We start from the raw sequence: 15,734 nt of genomic DNA on the forward strand, positions 1-15,734 counted from the left end.
ACGGGCGCCGGTGACCGTGACGCGGGCGGAACGTATCGGTCAGTCGTCTGTGGTGAGAGCCTGACGCAGTTGCGCGAGCGTGCGCGCCAGCAGCCGGGACACGTGCATCTGCGAGATGCCGAGTTCCGCGGCGATCTGCGACTGGGTCATGTTGCCGAAGAAACGCAGCAGCAGGATGCGCTTCTCCCGGGGAGGCAGCCGTTCCAGGAGCGGCTTGAGGGACTCCCGGTACTCCACGCCCTCCAGGGACTCGTCCACGATCCCCAGCGAGTCGGCGACCGCGGGAGCGTCCTCGTCACCGTTGTCGGGGGCGTCGAGGGACACGGTGGAGTAGGCGTTGGCCGACTCCAGCCCCTCAAGCACCTCCTCCTCGGTCATCTTGAGGTACTCGGCGAGTTCGGCGACCGTGGGAGCGCGGCCCTGCCGCTGGGACAGTTCGCTGACGGCCTTGGTCAGCGAGAGCTTGAGCTCCTGGAGACGGCGCGGAACCCGCACCGCCCATCCCTTGTCCCGGAAGTGCCGCTTGATCTCGCCGACGATGGTCGGGGTCGCGTAGGTGGAGAACTCCACCCCGCGGCTCAGGTCGAAGCGGTCGATGGACTTGATCAGCCCGATCGTGGCCACCTGGGTGAGGTCATCGAGCCACTCGCCCCGGTTGCGGAACCGCCGGGCGAGGTATTCCACCAGGGGAAGGTGCAATTCGACGAGTTCGTCCCGGATGCGCTGGCGTTCCGGCGAGTCCGGGTCGAGTTCTCCCAGACGTTCGAACAGCTCCCGCGCACGGGCCCGGTCAGGCGTTGAGTGTTCCGTTTGCGCCGTCAGAGCGGGCCCCCTTTCACTCACACCGACTCCACCGGGTCGCGGCGTTTGTGCAGGACGATGGATACCCGGTCATCAGAGCCGACGACAGCGTCGACGTCACCGGCCAACGCCGAGAGCACGGTCCATGCGAAGGTGTCGCGCGCCGGCGGCCGACCGTCCGTGGTCAGCACCGAAACGCTGATGCGCATCCCGTCCCCGGTGAGTTCGAACTCCGTGGTCAGGTCTGTACCGGGCAGTGCCTGAGTGAGGAGCATCGCGCACGCCTCGTCCACACCGATGCGCAGATCCTCGATCTCGTCCAGCGTGAAATCGAGACGGGCGGCGAGCCCTGCTGTGGCCGTGCGGAGCACGGAGAGATAGGCGCTGTCCGCGGGCATACGGACCGTCACCGTGTCTCTCACGCTCATGGCGTCCGCCGTCGGTACAGCGGTGTCTTCGGTCACGTCCCTCCTTAGGGAAGCGAGATTGCCGCTTGTAAGCAATCTATCTTGTTCCCCCCGGGTGCGTGACAGGTGCGCGCTGATCCGTTTCCGCTCACGCAGGGTGAGGAGGTCTGCGCCGCGGGCGCCATCCGCTGGGGCCGCGGGCCGGAGCGTCGACGGGAGGGGGTTTCCCGGACCACCGCCACGGAGCATGCACGCGGCCCGCGAGGCGTTCGTCGAGCGGGAGACGCGAGAGCGGGACGGTGCCGCGGCCCGGCGGGCCGTCCGGGAACCGCGCGCGAGCGGCTTCCCGACCGCTGCCCCGGGGAGGTGCTTCCCGGGGCAGCCGCGCCGGGGTCGGCTACTGTCCCAGCTTGAGCAGTGCGTCCCCGTCGAGGCGGTAGACCGTCCACCCGTCCATGGGGACCGCGCCGAGCGACCTGTAGAACTCGATGGACGGGGCGTTCCAGTCGAGTACCGACCATTCGAGCCGCCGGTATCCGCGGGCCACGCAGATCCGGGCCAGTTCGGTCAGCAGCGCCCTGCCGTAGCCGAGCCCCCGGAACTCGGGGCGCACGTACAGGTCCTCCAGGTAGATGCCGTGGCGTCCGGTCCAGGTGGAGAAGTTGCGGAACCACAGGGCCATCCCCACGACCTCGGTGGAGCCGTCCTCAGCGGTGTGCTCGGCGACGTGCGCGAAGGCCGCCGGATGCGCGCCGAACAGTGCGGCGGCGAAGTCCTCCTCGGTGGCCGTCGCGGACTCCGGTTCCTTCTCGTACTCCGCCAGATCGCGAACCAGCTGGGCGATGACGGGAACGTCCTCGGGCCGGGCGGGACGGATCACAGCAGACCTCACAGCATGACGAGTCGGTGCCGACGACCCGTCCACGTTAACCCCGGTGCCGGGCGGTCGGGGCCGCGGGGGCGGCGGCTTCCCGCCGCCCCCGCGGCCCCGACGGGCCTCACAGCACCTTGGACAGGAACGCCTGGGTCCGTTCGTGCTGCGGGGAGCCGAGGACCTCCCGGGGAGTGCCGCGCTCCACCACCACACCGCCGTCCATGAAGACGAGGGTGTCGCCGACCTCGCGGGCGAAGCCCATCTCGTGGGTCACCACGATCATGGTCATCCCCCCTTCGGCGAGGTCCTTCATCACGTCCAGGACCTCGCCGACCAGTTCGGGGTCGAGCGCGCTGGTGGGCTCGTCGAACAGCATCAGCGAGGGGCTCATCGCCAGGGCCCGGGCGATCGCCACCCGCTGCTGCTGTCCGCCCGACAGCTGCTCCGGGTAGGCGGTGGCCCGGTCGGCCAGGCCGACCCGCTCCAGCAGGTCCATCGCGATGCCGCGGGCCTCGTCCCGGGGCACCCGTTTGACCTGGACCGGCGCCTCCATCACGTTGGCCAGTACCGACATGTGCGGAAACAGGTTGAACCGCTGGAACACCATGCCGATCTCCCGGCGCTGCGCGGCGATCTCCGACTCGCGCAGTTCGTGGAGTCTGCCGCCCTTCTCCCGGTAGCCCATCAGCTGGCCGTTGACCCACAGCCGGCCGGCGCTGATCTTCTCCAGGTGGTTGATGCAGCGCAGGAAGGTGGACTTGCCCGAGCCGGACGGCCCGATCACGCAGCACACCTCGCCGCGCCGCACCTCCAGGTCGATCCCGCGCAGCACGTGGGTCCGCCCGTAGTGCTTGTGGACGTTGTCGGCCACCACCATGCGGCTGTCCGCCGCGGAAGTGTTGTCTTCGACCATCGAAGCGCCTCAATTCCTGGCTTGGACCCGCAGCAGCCTCACCCCGGCCCCCGCCCGCCGGTCGCCCTTGGTGAAGGAGCGCTCCAGCAGGTACTGGCCGATCATGAACACGCTGGTGATCGCCAGGTACCACAGGCACGCGGCGACCAGCATCGGGAACGGGTCGTAGGTACGGTTGCCGATGGCCTGCAACTGGAACCACAGCTCCGTGGTCAGCGGCACGTAGGCGACCAGGGACGTGTCCTTGAGCATCGCCGTGGCCTCGTTGCCGGTCGGCGGCACGATCACCCGCAGCGCCTGCGGCAGCGTGATCCGGCGCAGTACCGTGAACCGCCGCATGCCCAGTGCCTGGGCGGCCTCGGTCTGGCCCGGGTCCACCGACTGCAGGCCCGCCCGCACGATCTCGGCCATGTAGGCGCCCTCCGACAGCGCGAGCGCCAACAGGGCCGCGACGAAGGGGGTGAGGAGGTCCCGGGTGTCGAAGGAGAAGAACCGGGCACCGGTGTCCAGGCCCAGCAGCGGCGCCCAGTAGTGGTCGAACGGCAGGCCCAGGTCGATGCGGTTGTAGAGCACTCCCAGGTTGCCGAAGAGCACGCACAGCACCAGGCGCGGCACCGCCCGGAAGAACCAGGTGTACAGCCAGCCGACCCCGGCCAGCACCGGGTTGCCGGACAGCCGCATGATCGCGACGACGACACCGACCAGGACGCCGATGAGCATCGCCAGCACGGTCAGCACGAGCGTGGTGCGCACCCCGAGGAGCACCGGCTCGGAGAACATGTTCGCCGCCATGAACGGCCAGTTGAACGCCTCGTTGGTGACGAGCATGTGCACGAACATGGCGGTGAGCACCAGCAGCACCCCGGCGGCGACCCAGCGGCCGGGGTGCCGGACCGGAACGGCCCGGATGAGTTCGGGGGCGCCCGTCCCGGGCGGGGAGGTCTCCGCCCGGGACGGACCGGTTCGCGTGTTCACAGTCGACCGTTACTCCGCGTCCGGGTTGACTTCGGGCGTCTCGATACCGCCGCTGGCGATGCCCCACTCAGCGAGGATCTCGTCGTAGGTGCCGTCCTCCATGATGGCGGCGAAGCCGGCCCGGATCGCCTCGGCCAGTTCGGTCTCCTCCTTGGGCAGCACCACGCCGTAGGGGGCGGCCTCGTACTGCTCCCCGTAGGTCTCCAGCTTGTCGCCGGTCTGCTCGATCGCGTAGGCGGCCACCGGCAGGTCGGCGAGGCTGGCGTCGCTCTGCCCCGACACCACCGACGAGGTCGCCTGGGTCTGGCTCTCGAACTGCTGGATCTCGATGGGGTCCTTGCCCTCGTCGACGCACTTGTCGCTGCGCGCCTCGATGTCGTCCACCTGGATGGTGCCGGCCTGGACCGCGATCCGCTTGCCGCAGGCGTCGTCGGGGTCGACCCCCTCGGGGTTGCCCGCCAGCCCGAACCACTGGGTGCCCACGACGAGGTAGCTGACCATGGTCACGTTCTCCAGCCGTTCGGCGGTGATCGTGAACGAGGAGACCCCGACGTCGTACTTGCCGGAGTTCACGCCGGTGATGATGGAGTCGAACTGGGCGGACTGCCATTTGGTCTCCAGACCGAGCTTGCCCGCGACGGCGTCGAACAGCTCCACGTCGAAACCGAGGACGGTCTGCCCGTCGGTGTCCAGGAACTCGGCCGGCGGGTACTCGCTGTCCACACCGATGGTGATGACGCCCCGCCCGGCGATCTCCTCGGGGACCATCGCGGCGAGTTCCTCGTCGACGGCCACCGCCGGGGAGCCGCCTCCCTCGGCCGCCTCCTCGCCTCCGCCTCCGCAGGCGCTCAGCGTCAGCACGGCCGCCGTGGGCAACGCCACCAGGTAGGGCAGGCGGCTGCGGAGAGCGGAGAGCTGCGTGTCCCGGTCTGTCGCGGATTCCGCGGGGTACCGCAGGTCCTTCACGTCGGTTTCCTCCTTCTGAGGTGCCGGCCTGCCGGTGAGCGGGCCGATCTGTCGCGTGCGGAAGCTGTGAGAGCGTCGCATGGCACACCGAGTTGTGGGGTGATAGATGTCAATCGTCCCCTCCTGGCATGGGTCTGGGGTCACCGTTGTGAGATGATTGAGTAACGGGCCACCCCCCGTACCGCTGGCAGCGCTTCCGCACAACCGTTGCGGAGAGTCCGACCGCCGCAACCGGTCGCAGACGATCGGTGTGGACGAGTCCCCCCACACGCCTCTTCGACCCTCTCCGCTCGCTGCTTCCCACCGCATCACTGTCCCCGTCAACGCCGAGGGGGACGCGCACGGATTCACTGAGGGGTTTTCACGTGACCAGCGACCACAGTTCCCGGCTTGACGACGATCCCGCGTTTGCTCTGCATCGCGGCGGCAAGCTGGAAGTCCACTCCACCATCGAGGTCAGGGACCAGGAGGGCCTGTCCCTGGCCTACACACCGGGTGTGGCGCGTGTCTGCACCGCCATCGCCGACAACCCGGAACTGGTGGACACCTACACCTGGAAGAACAAGGTCGTCGCCGTCGTCACCGACGGCACCGCCGTGCTCGGACTGGGGGACATCGGCCCGGAGGCCTCCCTGCCCGTCATGGAGGGCAAGGCGCTGCTGTTCAAGCAGTTCGCTGGGGTCGACTCGGTGCCGATCGCGCTGGCCTGCACCGACGTCGACGAGATCGTCGAGACGGTGGTCCGCATGGCGCCGTCCTTCGGCGGGATCAACCTGGAGGACATCTCCGCTCCGCGCTGCTTCGAGATCGAGCGGCGGCTGCGGGAGCGTCTCGACATCCCCGTCTTCCACGACGACCAGCACGGCACCGCCATCGTGGCGCTGGCCGCGATGCGCAACGCGGCCCGGGTCACCGGTCGGGAGCTCGGCGAGCTGCGGGCCGTGGTGTCCGGAGCCGGGGCGTCGGGGATCGCGGTCTCCCGCATGCTGATCAGGGGCGGGATCGGCGACATCGCGGTGGCCGACAGCAAGGGCCTCATCTACGAGGGTCGGCCCGGGCTCAACCAGTACAAGGCGGAGCTCGCCGCGATCAGCAACAAGGCCGGACTTCAGGGGTCCATCGAGTCCGCGCTGGTCGGAGCCGACGTGTTCGTCGGCCTGTCGGCGGGCGAGGTGCCCGAGGAGGTCGTCGCCACGATGGCCGACAACGCCATCATCTGCGCCATGGCCAACCCCAACCCGGAGGTCCACCCGGAGGTGGCCCACCGGTACGCGGCGGTCGTGGCCACCGGGCGCAGCGACTTCCCGAACCAGATCAACAACGTGCTCGCGTTCCCCGGCGTCTTCCGCGGCGCGATGGAGGTGCGGGCCACGCAGATCACCGAGAACATGAAGCTCGCGGCGGCCACCGCGCTGGCCGACCTGGTCGGCGACGACCTCGCGCCCGACTACATCATCCCCAGCCCGTTCGACGAGCGGGTCGTCCCGGCGGTCTCCGCGGCCGTCGCCGACCAGGCCCGCAAGGACGGGGTGGCCCGGGCCTGACGCCCGGAAGTCCGGAGCAGCGGACGGCCCGGAGGGTTCTCCCTCCGGGCCGTTCCCCGTCACGGGCACCGGACCGCCGGGGCGGGCCCTCCCCGGCCCCCGGGGGTCACGGTTCCTCGGAGCGGGCCGCGGGTGCGTGCCGCTCAGCTCGTGGAGTCGTCCGTTCCCTTCTCGGAGCCGTCCGCCCCCTCCGTGCCCTCGGTGGAGCGCCGGGAGGCGGAGTCGGGGGCCGGAGGCCCCCAGTTGGCGGTGTCCCGGCGGATGACCTCGAAGGTCTCGTCCAGGATGCGGCGCAGGTCGGCGACGGCGGCCTCGCTGACGCTGCCCGCCTCGCGGACGAGGCCGCGGACCCGTTCGGTGAAGTCGTGCAGGGTCTGCTCGAAGTCGCCGAACGCCGCGCGCTCCCGGGGGCCCCGGCCCCAGGAGACCCAGCCGAAGCCGTGCGCGAACTTCTCCCACTCGCGGCTCCACTCGCGGCCCCACTGGAAGCCGTGCTCGCGTTCCCCCCGGTCCCGTCGGCGGTCCCCGCCGGTCCGCTCCTCCTCGTCGGCGACCCGGCTCCAGACGTCACCGGTCTTCCCGGCTTTTCCGGCCTTCCCGGCCTTCTGCTGTTCGGAGCGGACGCGCCGGGTGCTCTGGGCCGCGTACTTCAACTCCTCCCGCAGGTGGCTGATGGTGTCGCGGACGTCGCGCTGCACGGCCTGTGCGATGTCGCGGACCGACTCGGTGATCTCCCGTTCCAGGTCCTCCAGGTCCCGGCTGCGGTCGCGCAGTTCGGCGCGGCCCTTGTCGGTGAGCCGGTAGACCTTGCGTCCGTCGACCTCCTCGTGGGTGACCAGCCCCTCCTCCTCCAGGCGGGCGAGGCGGGGGTAGATGGTGCCGGGGGAGGGGGAGTAGATGCCGAGGAACCGGTCCCGCAGCAGACTGATGATCTCGTAACCGTGGCGGGGGCTCTCGTCCAGCAGTTTCAACAGGTAGAGGCGGAGTCGGCCGTGGCCGAAGATGGTGCTCATGCGTCCCCCTTCGGGATTGCGGCCGGAGTGTCGGCCGCACGGCGCAGCAGTGAGACGGCGCCGGAGACGGTGGTCGTGGTGACGGTGGCGGGGTCGATCCCCGAGCCGATCGTGCCGCTGAGCCGGCTGAGTCCGCGGGCGTCCTTCCGGTCCAGACTGAACGCCGAGTCCAGGGTCCCGGTGGCGGAGCGCAGGTCGACCGTGGCGGAGGTGTCGGCGGGCAGGCGCAGGGCCACCTCGCCGGAGACGGTCCCCAGGGCGACCCGGGCGGCCGGGGCCAGGTCGACGTCGGCGAGCAGTTCCCCCGAGGCGGTCTTGGCGGACAGCTCGGCGAACTGACCGCCGGCGACCTCCAGGTCGCCGCTGACGCTCTTGTAGGAGAGCCTGCCGGTGAGGTTGCGTGCCTCCAGGTCTCCGGAGACGGTGCTGACCTCCATCTCACCGCCCACGCCGTCCAGGGTGACGTCGCCCGATCCGCCGCGCAGCTGGGTCTTGGCACTCATCCCGGCGACCACGACCGACGCGGTGGCCGCGGTGACCTCGACCGGGCAGTCGTGCGGAACGCGGACGCTGACGGTCGCGCTGCGGCGGGGCAGGTCCCGGTAGCTGCCCAGCTGGATCGGCTTCAACCGGTCCAGGACTCCGTCGCGGGTCAGGTCGTCGTAGGTGATGGTGAGGATTCCGGCCTCGTGCGAGACCAGCAGCGGTTCGCCCGAGAGTTCGGAGACCTCGAAGGTCACCGGGTCGTCCGTCGGCAGGATGTTGACGTGGCCGCCGATGACGCGCACGCGCAGGGCCACGATCCCGTCGAGTGTGCGTGTGGTTGGTTGGTCGATGGTCCAACGTGCCATCGCGGTCCCCTTCTGGTAAGCGCCTCTGGAAACACGATATGTCGCGATGGCGCCAGTCTCAAGATATGTCGCGAGATACCGGGGAAGTCCCCGACCTCCCCTCCGGGAGTCCCCTACCCCGGACCGGGGACGGCCTCGCCCCGAGAACGCGAAAGGCCCCCGGCCGCAGTGGCCGGGGGCCTGGAGAGTCACGCGGAGGCCGCGCTACTCGTCGTCCTCATCGTCGCGGGCCAGCCAGGTGGCCAGCCGGTCGACGGCGGTCTCGAACTCCGGGTGCAGGTCGGTGAAGGTCCGCAGCTGCTCGGCGAGCCACGCCAGACTGACCTCCTCCTCGCCGCGGCGCTTCTCCAACTCCTCGATTCCGCGATCGGTGAAGTACATCGGCCTCCTGCCTCAGGCGGTCGGCGGGAAGACGGTGTTCACCAGAGCCTGCTGCTCCACCTCGTGCCGCTTGGCGGAACCCGCGGCGGGAGAGGAGCTCGCGGAACGCGACACCCGGGTGAACGGGCGGTCGAGCTGCTCGGAGAAGACCAGCGCCACGAACGGCCACGGCCCCATGTTCGCCGGCTCCTCCTGCACCCACAGCACCTCGCCCGCGTTGGGGAAGGCCTTGAGCTGCTGGCGGATCTCGTCGATCGGCAGCGGGTAGAGCCGCTCCACCCGGATGATCGCGGTGTGGGTGTCCCCGGTCTTCTTCCGGGCGGCGTCCAGCTCGTAGTAGAGCTTGCCGGAGCACAGCACCACGCGCCGCACGTCGTCCGGCGCGATACCGCTGGTGTCCGGGATGAGCGGCTGGAACGATCCGGAGGTGAACTCCGAGACCGCCGAGACCGCCGCCTTGTGCCGCAGCATCGACTTGGGCGTGAACACGATCAGCGGACGCTGGTACGGCGACTTCACCTGCCAGCGCAGCAGGTGGAAGTAGTTCGCCGGGGTCGTCGGGATGGTGACCGTCATGTTCTCCTGCGCGCACAGCTGCAGGAAGCGCTCGATGCGCGCGGAGGAGTGGTCCGGTCCCTGGCCCTCGTACCCGTGCGGCAGCAGCAGGGTGACGCTGGAGCGCTGGCCCCACTTCTGCTCACCCGAGCTGATGTACTCGTCGATGACGGTCTGCGCGCCGTTGACGAAGTCGCCGAACTGCGCCTCCCAGGCGACCAGGGCGTCGGGGCGTTCCAACGAGTAGCCGTACTCGAAGCCCAGGGCCGCGTACTCGCTCAGCAGCGAGTCGTGCACGTAGAACTTCGAGGTGCCCCGGTCGAAGGCCTTGAGCGGGGTGTGCTCCGCACCGGTCTTGCGGTCCACCAGGACGGCGTGCCGCTGGCCGAAGGTGCCGCGGCGGCTGTCCTGGCCGACCAGGCGCACCGGGTGGCCGTCGATCAGCAGCGAGCCGAACGCCAGCGTCTCGCCGAGCGCCCAGTCGATCGCGTCCTCCTCGACCATCCGGACGCGGCGCTGCAGCTGGGGCAGCAGCCTCGGGTGCACGGTGAAGCCCTCCGGCAGCGAGACCTGGGTCTCCACCACCCGCTTGATGACCTCCTCGCTGACCGCCGTCTCGGTGGCGGAGTGGTCGATCCTGCCCTCGGTGAACACCTCGGGCTTGATCACCGACCCCGGTTCGATCGGGTTCTTCGCGGCCTCGCGGGTCTCGGTGAAGGCGCGCTCCAGCTGCTCCTGGTAGTCGCGCAGCGCCTGCTCGGCCTCCTCCACGGAGATGTCGCCGCGGCCGATCAGCGCCTCGGTGTACAGCTTGCGGGTGGACCGCTTGGCGTCGATCACGTCGTACATCAGCGGCTGGGTGAACGAGGGGTTGTCGGCCTCGTTGTGCCCGCGACGCCGGTAGCAGACCAGGTCGATGACGACGTCCTTGTTGAACGCCTGCCGGTAGGCGAAGGCCAGCTGGGCCACCCGGACCACGGCCTCGGGGTCGTCCCCGTTGACGTGGAAGATCGGCGCCTGGACCATGCGGGCCACGTCGGTGGCGTAGACGCTGGAGCGGCTGTCCTTGGGCGAGGTGGTGAAGCCCACCTGGTTGTTGACGATGATGTGCACGGTGCCGCCGGTGCGGTAGCCGCGCAGCTGCGACAGGTTCAGGGTCTCGGCCACCACGCCCTGACCGGCGAACGCGGCGTCGCCGTGGATCAGGATCGGCAGGACGGTGAAGCCGTTGGAGCCCTTGTTGAGGACGTCCTGCTTGGCGCGCACGATGCCCTCGGCGACCGGGTTGACGGTCTCCAGGTGGCTGGGGTTGGCGGCCAGCGTGATCGCGATCTTCTCACCGTCGGGCGTGGTGAAGGTGCCCTCGGTGCCCAGGTGGTACTTGACGTCGCCCGACCCGTGGGCGCTGCGCGGGTCGAGGTTGCCCTCGAACTCGCCGAAGATCTGCGCGTAGGACTTGCCGCAGATGTTGGCCAGCACGTTGAGGCGGCCGCGGTGCGCCATGCCGATGACGACCTCGTCCAGCTGGGCCTTGGCGGCCTTGGAGATCACCCCGTCCAGCAGCGGGATCAGGGACTCTCCGCCCTCCAGGGAGAAGCGCTTCTGACCCACGTACTTGGTCTGGAGGAAGGTCTCGAACGCCTCGGCGCTGTTGAGGCGGCGCAGGATGTGCAGCTGCTCCTCGCGGCTGATCTTCTCCGGCTCCCGCTCGACGCGGGCCTGGATCCACTCCCGTTCCTCGGGGCTCTGGATGTGCATGTACTCGATACCCACCGTGCGGCAGTAGGTGTCGCGCAGCACGCCCAGGATCTCGCGGAGCGTCATGACCGGCTTGCCGCCGAAGCCGCCGGTGGGGAACTCGCGGTCCAGGTCCCACAGCGTGAGGCCGTGTTCCAGGACGTCGAGGTCGGGGTGGCGGCGCTGCTTGTACTCCAGCGGGTCGGTGTTGGCCATCAGGTGCCCGCGCACGCGGTAGGCGTGGATGAGCTCCTGGACCCGGGTGGCCTTGTCGAGCTGGCTGTCCCGGTTGATCGAGATGTCCTGCACCCAGCGCACCGGTTCGTAGGGGATGCGCAGGGCCTCGAAGATCTCGTCGTAGAAGCCGTCCTCGCCGAGCAGCAGCTGGTGGATGGTGCGCAGGAACTCGCCCGACTGCGCACCCTGGATGATGCGGTGGTCGTAGGTGGAGGTCAGCGTCATGACCTTGCTGATGGCCAGGTCGTTCAGGGTCTCCGGGGAGGCGCCCTGGAACTCGGCCGGGTACTCCATGGCGCCCACGCCCAGGATGGTGCCCTGGCCCGGCATCAGCCGCGGCACCGAGTGCACGGTGCCGATACCGCCCGGGTTGGTGAGGCTGATGGTGGTGCCCTGGAAGTCCGCCACGGTGAGCTTGTTGGTGCGGGCCTTGCGCACCACCTCCTCGTAGGCGCTCCAGAACTCCTTGAAGTTCATGGTGTCGGCGGCCTTGATGTTCGGCACCACCAGCTGCCGGGAGCCGTCCGACTTGGCCAGGTCGATCGCCAGCCCGAAGTTGACGTGCTCGGGCTTGACCACGGCGGGCTTGCCGTCGATCTCGGTGTAGGAGTAGTTCATCACCGGGACCGACTCCAGCGCCTTGACCATGGCGTAGCCGATCAGGTGGGTGAAGGAGACCTTGCCGCCCTGTCCGCGCCGCAGGTGGTTGTTGATCACGATGCGGTTGTCGAACAGCAGCTTCACCGGCACCGACCGCACACTCGTGGCGGTGGGCAGGGCGAGGCTGGACTCCATGTTGGCGGCGGTGCGCGCCGACGCTCCGCGGAGCCGTTCCTCGGACACCGCGAGCGCCTCACCGGCAGCGCCCTCGGGCTTCGTGGCGGATGCGGACGTGGTCGCGGCAGATCGGGCGGGGGAGGCCTTGGCCGCGCCGCCGGTGGCTGCCTTCGGGGCCGCGGCCTTGGCCGCGCCGCTGGCACCGTTTCCGACGGATGAGGTGCCCTTGGCAGGGGAGGTTGCCCCGTCGGCGGCGGATCCGGACTTGTAGTCCGCGAAGAAGTTCCACCATGCCTTGTCAACAGAGTTGGGGTCGGCGAGGTACTTCCGGTGAAGCTCGTCGACCAACCACTCGTTCGGGCCGAAATCGGTCAGGGGTTGGGATGCCTCAGACGACACGGCGGAGATCGCCCTCTTCCGCAGCTCGCTTGTGAATTGATGGTGAGACGGGTGGTCAGGTGGATGTGGCTGTACTGCGTGTGACCACGCCAGGGCAGGCCCCAGCGGCCCGTCTCGTGGTAACAGGCTACTTTGCCAGAGGCACCCGCGGCACCTCCAGCACAGTGCCACGCTGGGATATACCTAACATTTATTCACAAATCAAGGGAGGCACCAGCGAGGATCGCCGGTGCCCTGCTGCTGGAGAGCGGAGTTGGGCGGTGTCCCGTGCAACATCCCCACCTCCGCTTGCGGCTAATCCTGTGATCTGCTTCACATTTTTGCACAGGTGGTGGGGGAGGGCCGTCGAAGCAGCTCAAAAGCGGACATCGCGCCGGTTCCGGCGCGTCCCGCCCGGGGCGGAGCGCCCCGTGTCGAAACCGTGTCCCAAAACGACCGCGCACCGGGCGCGGATCGGGTACTTTCCTCTGGCCCCGTGGTGCCGCGGCGGACGGCGGTGCTGCGCCGACCGCGCCCGCGCACCGCGAGGGGACGACCGGCGACCGGCCGGTTTCCCCGACCCCGCGCCCGGGGAACCCCGATCCCGGACGCCTCACGGAGGAGGAAGCAATGGGCGAGCTGCGGTTCGACGGAAGAGTCGCCGTCATCACCGGAGCCGGACACGGACTGGGCCGCTCCCACGCCCTCGGGTTCGCCGCGCGCGGGGCCAAGGTGGTGGTCAACGACCTCGACGCGCAGGCCGCCGCCACGGTGGCGGCCCGCATCCGCACCCACGGGGGCAGCGCCCTGGTCCACACCGCGGACATCTCCACCGAGGAGGGCGCGCAGTCGCTGATCGAGAAGGCCACCGACACCTTCGGCCGGGTGGACGTGATCGTCAACAACGCGGGAATCCTGCGCGACCGGTCCTTCAAGAACATCTCCCCCCGGGAGTGGGACGAGGTGCTGGCCGTCCACCTGCGCGGCTCCTTCCTGGTGTCCCACGCGGCCTTCGGACACCTGCGGGAGTACGGCTACGGCCGGATCGTCAACACCACCTCGCCCTCGGGGCTGTTCGGCAACTTCGGGCAGAGCAACTACTCGGCCGCCAAAATGGGCGTCGTCGGACTCACCAAGACCCTGGCGATCGAAGGCGCCAAGTACGACATCAACGCCAACGCCATCGCCCCCATCGCCTACACCCGGATGACCGAGGACCTGTTCCCCGCGGACGCCGCGGCCGTGCTCAGCCCGGAGAAGGTCACCCCGCTGGTGCTGTGGCTGGCCCACGAGGACTGCCCCACCACCGGAGAGGTCTACTCGGTGGGCGGCGGCCGGATCGCCCGGGTGTTCGTGGCCGAGGGCCCGGGCGTGGTGCTGGAGCGCGGTACCGCCGAGGAGGTCCAGGACAACTGGCCCGACATCAACGCCGAACGCCCCTACGTCATCCCGCGCAACCTGGCGGAGCAGACCGACCTCCACATCCGGGGACTGCTCTGAGGGGGCCCCGGCCGCCGGGCGGGGCACGGAAACGCGTCCCCGGTTCCCGAATTCACGGGCTGGATCGCCCCCGCGACGGTGAAAACGGCGGTTCTGTCCGGAGAAGGGCACGGATCGGTGCGCCAGGCCGCGTTCCGCCCTGATTGGCGCATCCCCGCTTCTAGCATGCTGCCCTGGAGGTGGGGACAAATGAAGACGAGGGAGTTCGGCGAGTTGGAGGCCGCCATCATGGACGCCCTGTGGACCGCGGACCGCGCACTCGCGGTCCGCGAGATCCGTGAAACCATGACCTACCGGCGCGATGTCGCCTACACGACCGTCATGACCGTCGCCAACATCCTGTTCAACAAGGGGGTGCTGCACCGCGAGAAGGTGGGGCGGGCGTGGCGGTACCAGCCTCGGGAGAGCCGGGAGGAGCACACCGCGCGGGTCATGAGCGAAGTGCTGCGCGAGGGAGGGGACCGCGAAGCGACCATGATCCGCCTCATCGAGGGGTTCAGCGACGAGGAGATGGCGCGCCTGCACGAGGCGCTCGCCGAGGTCCGCCTGCGCCGGGGGATCGCGTCGTGACCGGGACGCGGTAGGCCCGCACCGGACCGCCGCGGCACACAACCCGGTCCGGGGGAGAGGCGGACTAGGGTGGGGCCGTGGACGAACCTCTGGTGACGCGGATGAGCGGGTTCGGCGAGACCGTCTTCGCCGAGATGACCCGGCTGGCCGAGGAGGCCGGCGCCATCAACCTGGGACAGGGCTTCCCGGACACCGACGGACCGGACTCCCTGCTGGAGGGGGCGGCCCGGCACATCCGGGAGGGAGTCAACCAGTATCCGCCCGGGTACGGGCGGATCGAACTGCGCGCCGCGGTCGCCGCGGACCGCGCGGAGCGCTACGGCCTGACCCACGACCCCGAGACCGAGGTGTACGTCACCGTCGGAGCCACCGCCGGAATCGCCGCGAGCGTGCTCGCCCTGGTCGAACCCGGCGACGAGGTCGTGCTGTTCGAGCCGATGTACGACTCCTACTCCGCCGTCATCGCACTCGCCCAGGGAGTGCGACGCCCGGTGACGCTGCGGCCGTCCGCGGACGACGCCAGGTACACCTTCGACCCCGACGAACTGGCCGCCGCGATCACCCCCCGCACCCGGATGATCATCGTCAACACCCCGCACAACCCCACGGGCACCGTGTTCACCGCGGAGGAGCTGACGCTGATCGCGCAGCTGTGCCGGGAGAACGACGTCATCGCGCTCACCGACGAGGTCTACGAACACCTGACCTTCGACGGGGTGGCGCACCTGCCGCTGGCCGCGCTTCCCGGCATGGCCGAGCGCACGCTCAGCGTCTCCTCGGCGGGCAAGACCTTCTCCGTCACCGGATGGAAGGTCGGCTGGGTCACGGGACCGGAACCCCTGGTGCGGGCGGTGCGCACCGTCAACCAGTTCCTGACCTACGCGGCCAACGGCGCCCAGCAGCTCGCCGTCGCCGACGCACTGCGCGACGGGATGGACTGGGTGCGCGCCCAGCGCGACGCGCTCCAGGCCAAACGCGACCGGCTGGCCGCCGGACTGGCCGCCGCGGGCTTCGGGGTGGGACGCACCCAGGGCTCCTACTTCGTGATGGCCGACATCCGCCCGCTCGGCCACGACGACGGAGCCCGGCTGGTCCGCTCCCTGGTCCGCCAGGCCGGGGTCGCGGCCGTACCGGCGCAGGTCTTCTACGCCGACGAACGCGAGGGGCGCCACCTGGTCCGGTTCGCCTTCTGCAAACGGGACGAGGTGCTGGACGAGGCCGCCGCCCGACTGCGTTCGTGGGGCGGCCGGTAGCG

14 protein-coding genes are annotated in these 15,734 nt (G+C 69.7%); 4 read left to right on the plus strand and 10 right to left on the minus strand.

Annotation, left to right across the window (positions count from 1 at the left end; all coding sequences use genetic code 11):
* Positions 1–39: 39 nt before the first annotated feature.
* The 6 genes from FOF52_RS20815 to FOF52_RS20840 all read right to left on the minus strand — a co-directional run bounded on the left by FOF52_RS20815 (position 40) and on the right by FOF52_RS20840 (position 4,864).
* Positions 40–843 carry an RNA polymerase sigma factor SigF gene (locus tag FOF52_RS20815; RefSeq protein ID WP_248591580.1) on the minus strand — a complete coding sequence of 268 codons (804 nt, stop codon included), beginning with the start codon at positions 841–843 and terminating at the stop codon, positions 40–42.
* Positions 840–1,265: an ATP-binding protein gene (locus FOF52_RS20820; RefSeq protein WP_248591581.1), complete on the minus strand. Its 426-nt coding sequence runs from the start codon at positions 1,263–1,265 to the stop codon at positions 840–842. Before FOF52_RS20820 ends, FOF52_RS20815 begins: the two co-directional genes overlap by 4 nt.
* Positions 1,266–1,605: 340 nt before the next feature.
* Positions 1,606–2,088, minus strand: a complete 483-nt coding sequence (locus FOF52_RS20825; RefSeq protein WP_248593959.1) for a GNAT family N-acetyltransferase — start codon at positions 2,086–2,088, stop codon at positions 1,606–1,608.
* A 118-nt stretch (positions 2,089–2,206) separates the two neighbouring features.
* Positions 2,207–2,995, minus strand: a complete 789-nt coding sequence (locus FOF52_RS20830; RefSeq protein WP_282573780.1) for an amino acid ABC transporter ATP-binding protein — start codon at positions 2,993–2,995, stop codon at positions 2,207–2,209.
* A 9-nt stretch (positions 2,996–3,004) separates the two neighbouring features.
* On the minus strand, positions 3,005–3,970 hold the full coding sequence (locus tag FOF52_RS20835; protein WP_248591582.1) for an amino acid ABC transporter permease: 966 nt from the start codon (positions 3,968–3,970) through the stop codon (positions 3,005–3,007).
* A gap of 9 nt (positions 3,971–3,979) precedes the next feature.
* Positions 3,980–4,864, minus strand: a complete 885-nt coding sequence (locus tag FOF52_RS20840) for an ABC transporter substrate-binding protein (RefSeq protein ID WP_248593961.1) — start codon at positions 4,862–4,864, stop codon at positions 3,980–3,982.
* Positions 4,865–5,301: 437 nt separating this feature from the next.
* On the opposite strand from FOF52_RS20840, the gene FOF52_RS20845 reads away from it, so the two are divergent.
* Positions 5,302–6,480 carry an NAD(P)-dependent malic enzyme gene (locus FOF52_RS20845; protein WP_248591583.1) on the plus strand — a complete coding sequence of 393 codons (1,179 nt, stop codon included), beginning with the start codon at positions 5,302–5,304 and terminating at the stop codon, positions 6,478–6,480.
* Positions 6,481–6,623: 143 nt separating this feature from the next.
* Here FOF52_RS20845 and FOF52_RS20850 read toward each other — a convergent pair whose 3' ends face one another.
* The 4 genes from FOF52_RS20850 to FOF52_RS20865 all read right to left on the minus strand — a co-directional run bounded on the left by FOF52_RS20850 (position 6,624) and on the right by FOF52_RS20865 (position 12,430).
* Entirely contained in the window at positions 6,624–7,493 is an 870-nt protein-coding gene (locus FOF52_RS20850; RefSeq protein WP_341849702.1) for a PadR family transcriptional regulator, read from the minus strand.
* Entirely contained in the window at positions 7,490–8,344 is an 855-nt protein-coding gene (locus tag FOF52_RS20855) for a DUF4097 family beta strand repeat-containing protein (RefSeq protein WP_248591584.1), read from the minus strand. The genes FOF52_RS20850 and FOF52_RS20855 overlap by 4 nt, the downstream gene beginning before the upstream one ends.
* 204 nt (positions 8,345–8,548) lie before the next feature.
* Complete coding sequence (locus FOF52_RS20860; protein ID WP_248591585.1) at positions 8,549–8,725, minus strand: DUF6104 family protein; 177 nt, start codon at positions 8,723–8,725, stop codon at positions 8,549–8,551.
* 12 nt (positions 8,726–8,737) lie between these two features.
* Complete coding sequence (locus tag FOF52_RS20865; RefSeq protein WP_248591586.1) at positions 8,738–12,430, minus strand: multifunctional oxoglutarate decarboxylase/oxoglutarate dehydrogenase thiamine pyrophosphate-binding subunit/dihydrolipoyllysine-residue succinyltransferase subunit; 3,693 nt, start codon at positions 12,428–12,430, stop codon at positions 8,738–8,740.
* Positions 12,431–13,039: 609 nt separating this feature from the next.
* On the opposite strand from FOF52_RS20865, the gene FOF52_RS20870 reads away from it, so the two are divergent.
* The 3 genes from FOF52_RS20870 (at position 13,040) to FOF52_RS20880 (ending at position 15,732) form a co-directional block, all read left to right on the plus strand.
* Entirely contained in the window at positions 13,040–13,909 is an 870-nt protein-coding gene (locus tag FOF52_RS20870; RefSeq protein WP_248591587.1) for an SDR family NAD(P)-dependent oxidoreductase, read from the plus strand.
* 189 nt (positions 13,910–14,098) lie between these two features.
* The gene (locus FOF52_RS20875; protein ID WP_248591588.1) at positions 14,099–14,479 is read left to right on the plus strand and encodes a BlaI/MecI/CopY family transcriptional regulator; all 381 of its coding nucleotides are present in this window, start codon (positions 14,099–14,101) and stop codon (positions 14,477–14,479) included.
* A 77-nt stretch (positions 14,480–14,556) separates the two neighbouring features.
* Positions 14,557–15,732 (plus strand): pyridoxal phosphate-dependent aminotransferase, encoded by a 1,176-nt coding sequence (locus FOF52_RS20880; protein ID WP_282573781.1) that lies wholly within the window; start codon positions 14,557–14,559, stop codon positions 15,730–15,732.
* The last annotated feature ends 2 nt before the right edge of the window (positions 15,733–15,734 follow it).

Source organism: Thermobifida alba, from assembly GCF_023208015.1.
Taxonomy (GTDB): Bacteria; Actinomycetota; Actinomycetes; order Streptosporangiales; family Streptosporangiaceae; genus Thermobifida; species Thermobifida alba.

Excerpts from the sequence above, each read along its gene's own strand:
- FOF52_RS20830 (WP_282573780.1), bottom strand. The coding sequence starts at position 2,995 with ATGGTCGAAGACAACACTTCCGCGGCGGACAGCCGCATGGTGGTGGCC.
- FOF52_RS20850 (WP_341849702.1), bottom strand. The coding sequence starts at position 7,493 with ATGAGCACCATCTTCGGCCACGGCCGACTCCGCCTCTACCTGTTGAAA.
- FOF52_RS20855 (WP_248591584.1), bottom strand. The coding sequence starts at position 8,344 with ATGGCACGTTGGACCATCGACCAACCAACCACACGCACACTCGACGGG.
- FOF52_RS20860 (WP_248591585.1), bottom strand. The coding sequence starts at position 8,725 with ATGTACTTCACCGATCGCGGAATCGAGGAGTTGGAGAAGCGCCGCGGC.
- FOF52_RS20870 (WP_248591587.1), top strand. The coding sequence starts at position 13,040 with ATGGGCGAGCTGCGGTTCGACGGAAGAGTCGCCGTCATCACCGGAGCC.
- FOF52_RS20875 (WP_248591588.1), top strand. The coding sequence starts at position 14,099 with ATGAAGACGAGGGAGTTCGGCGAGTTGGAGGCCGCCATCATGGACGCC.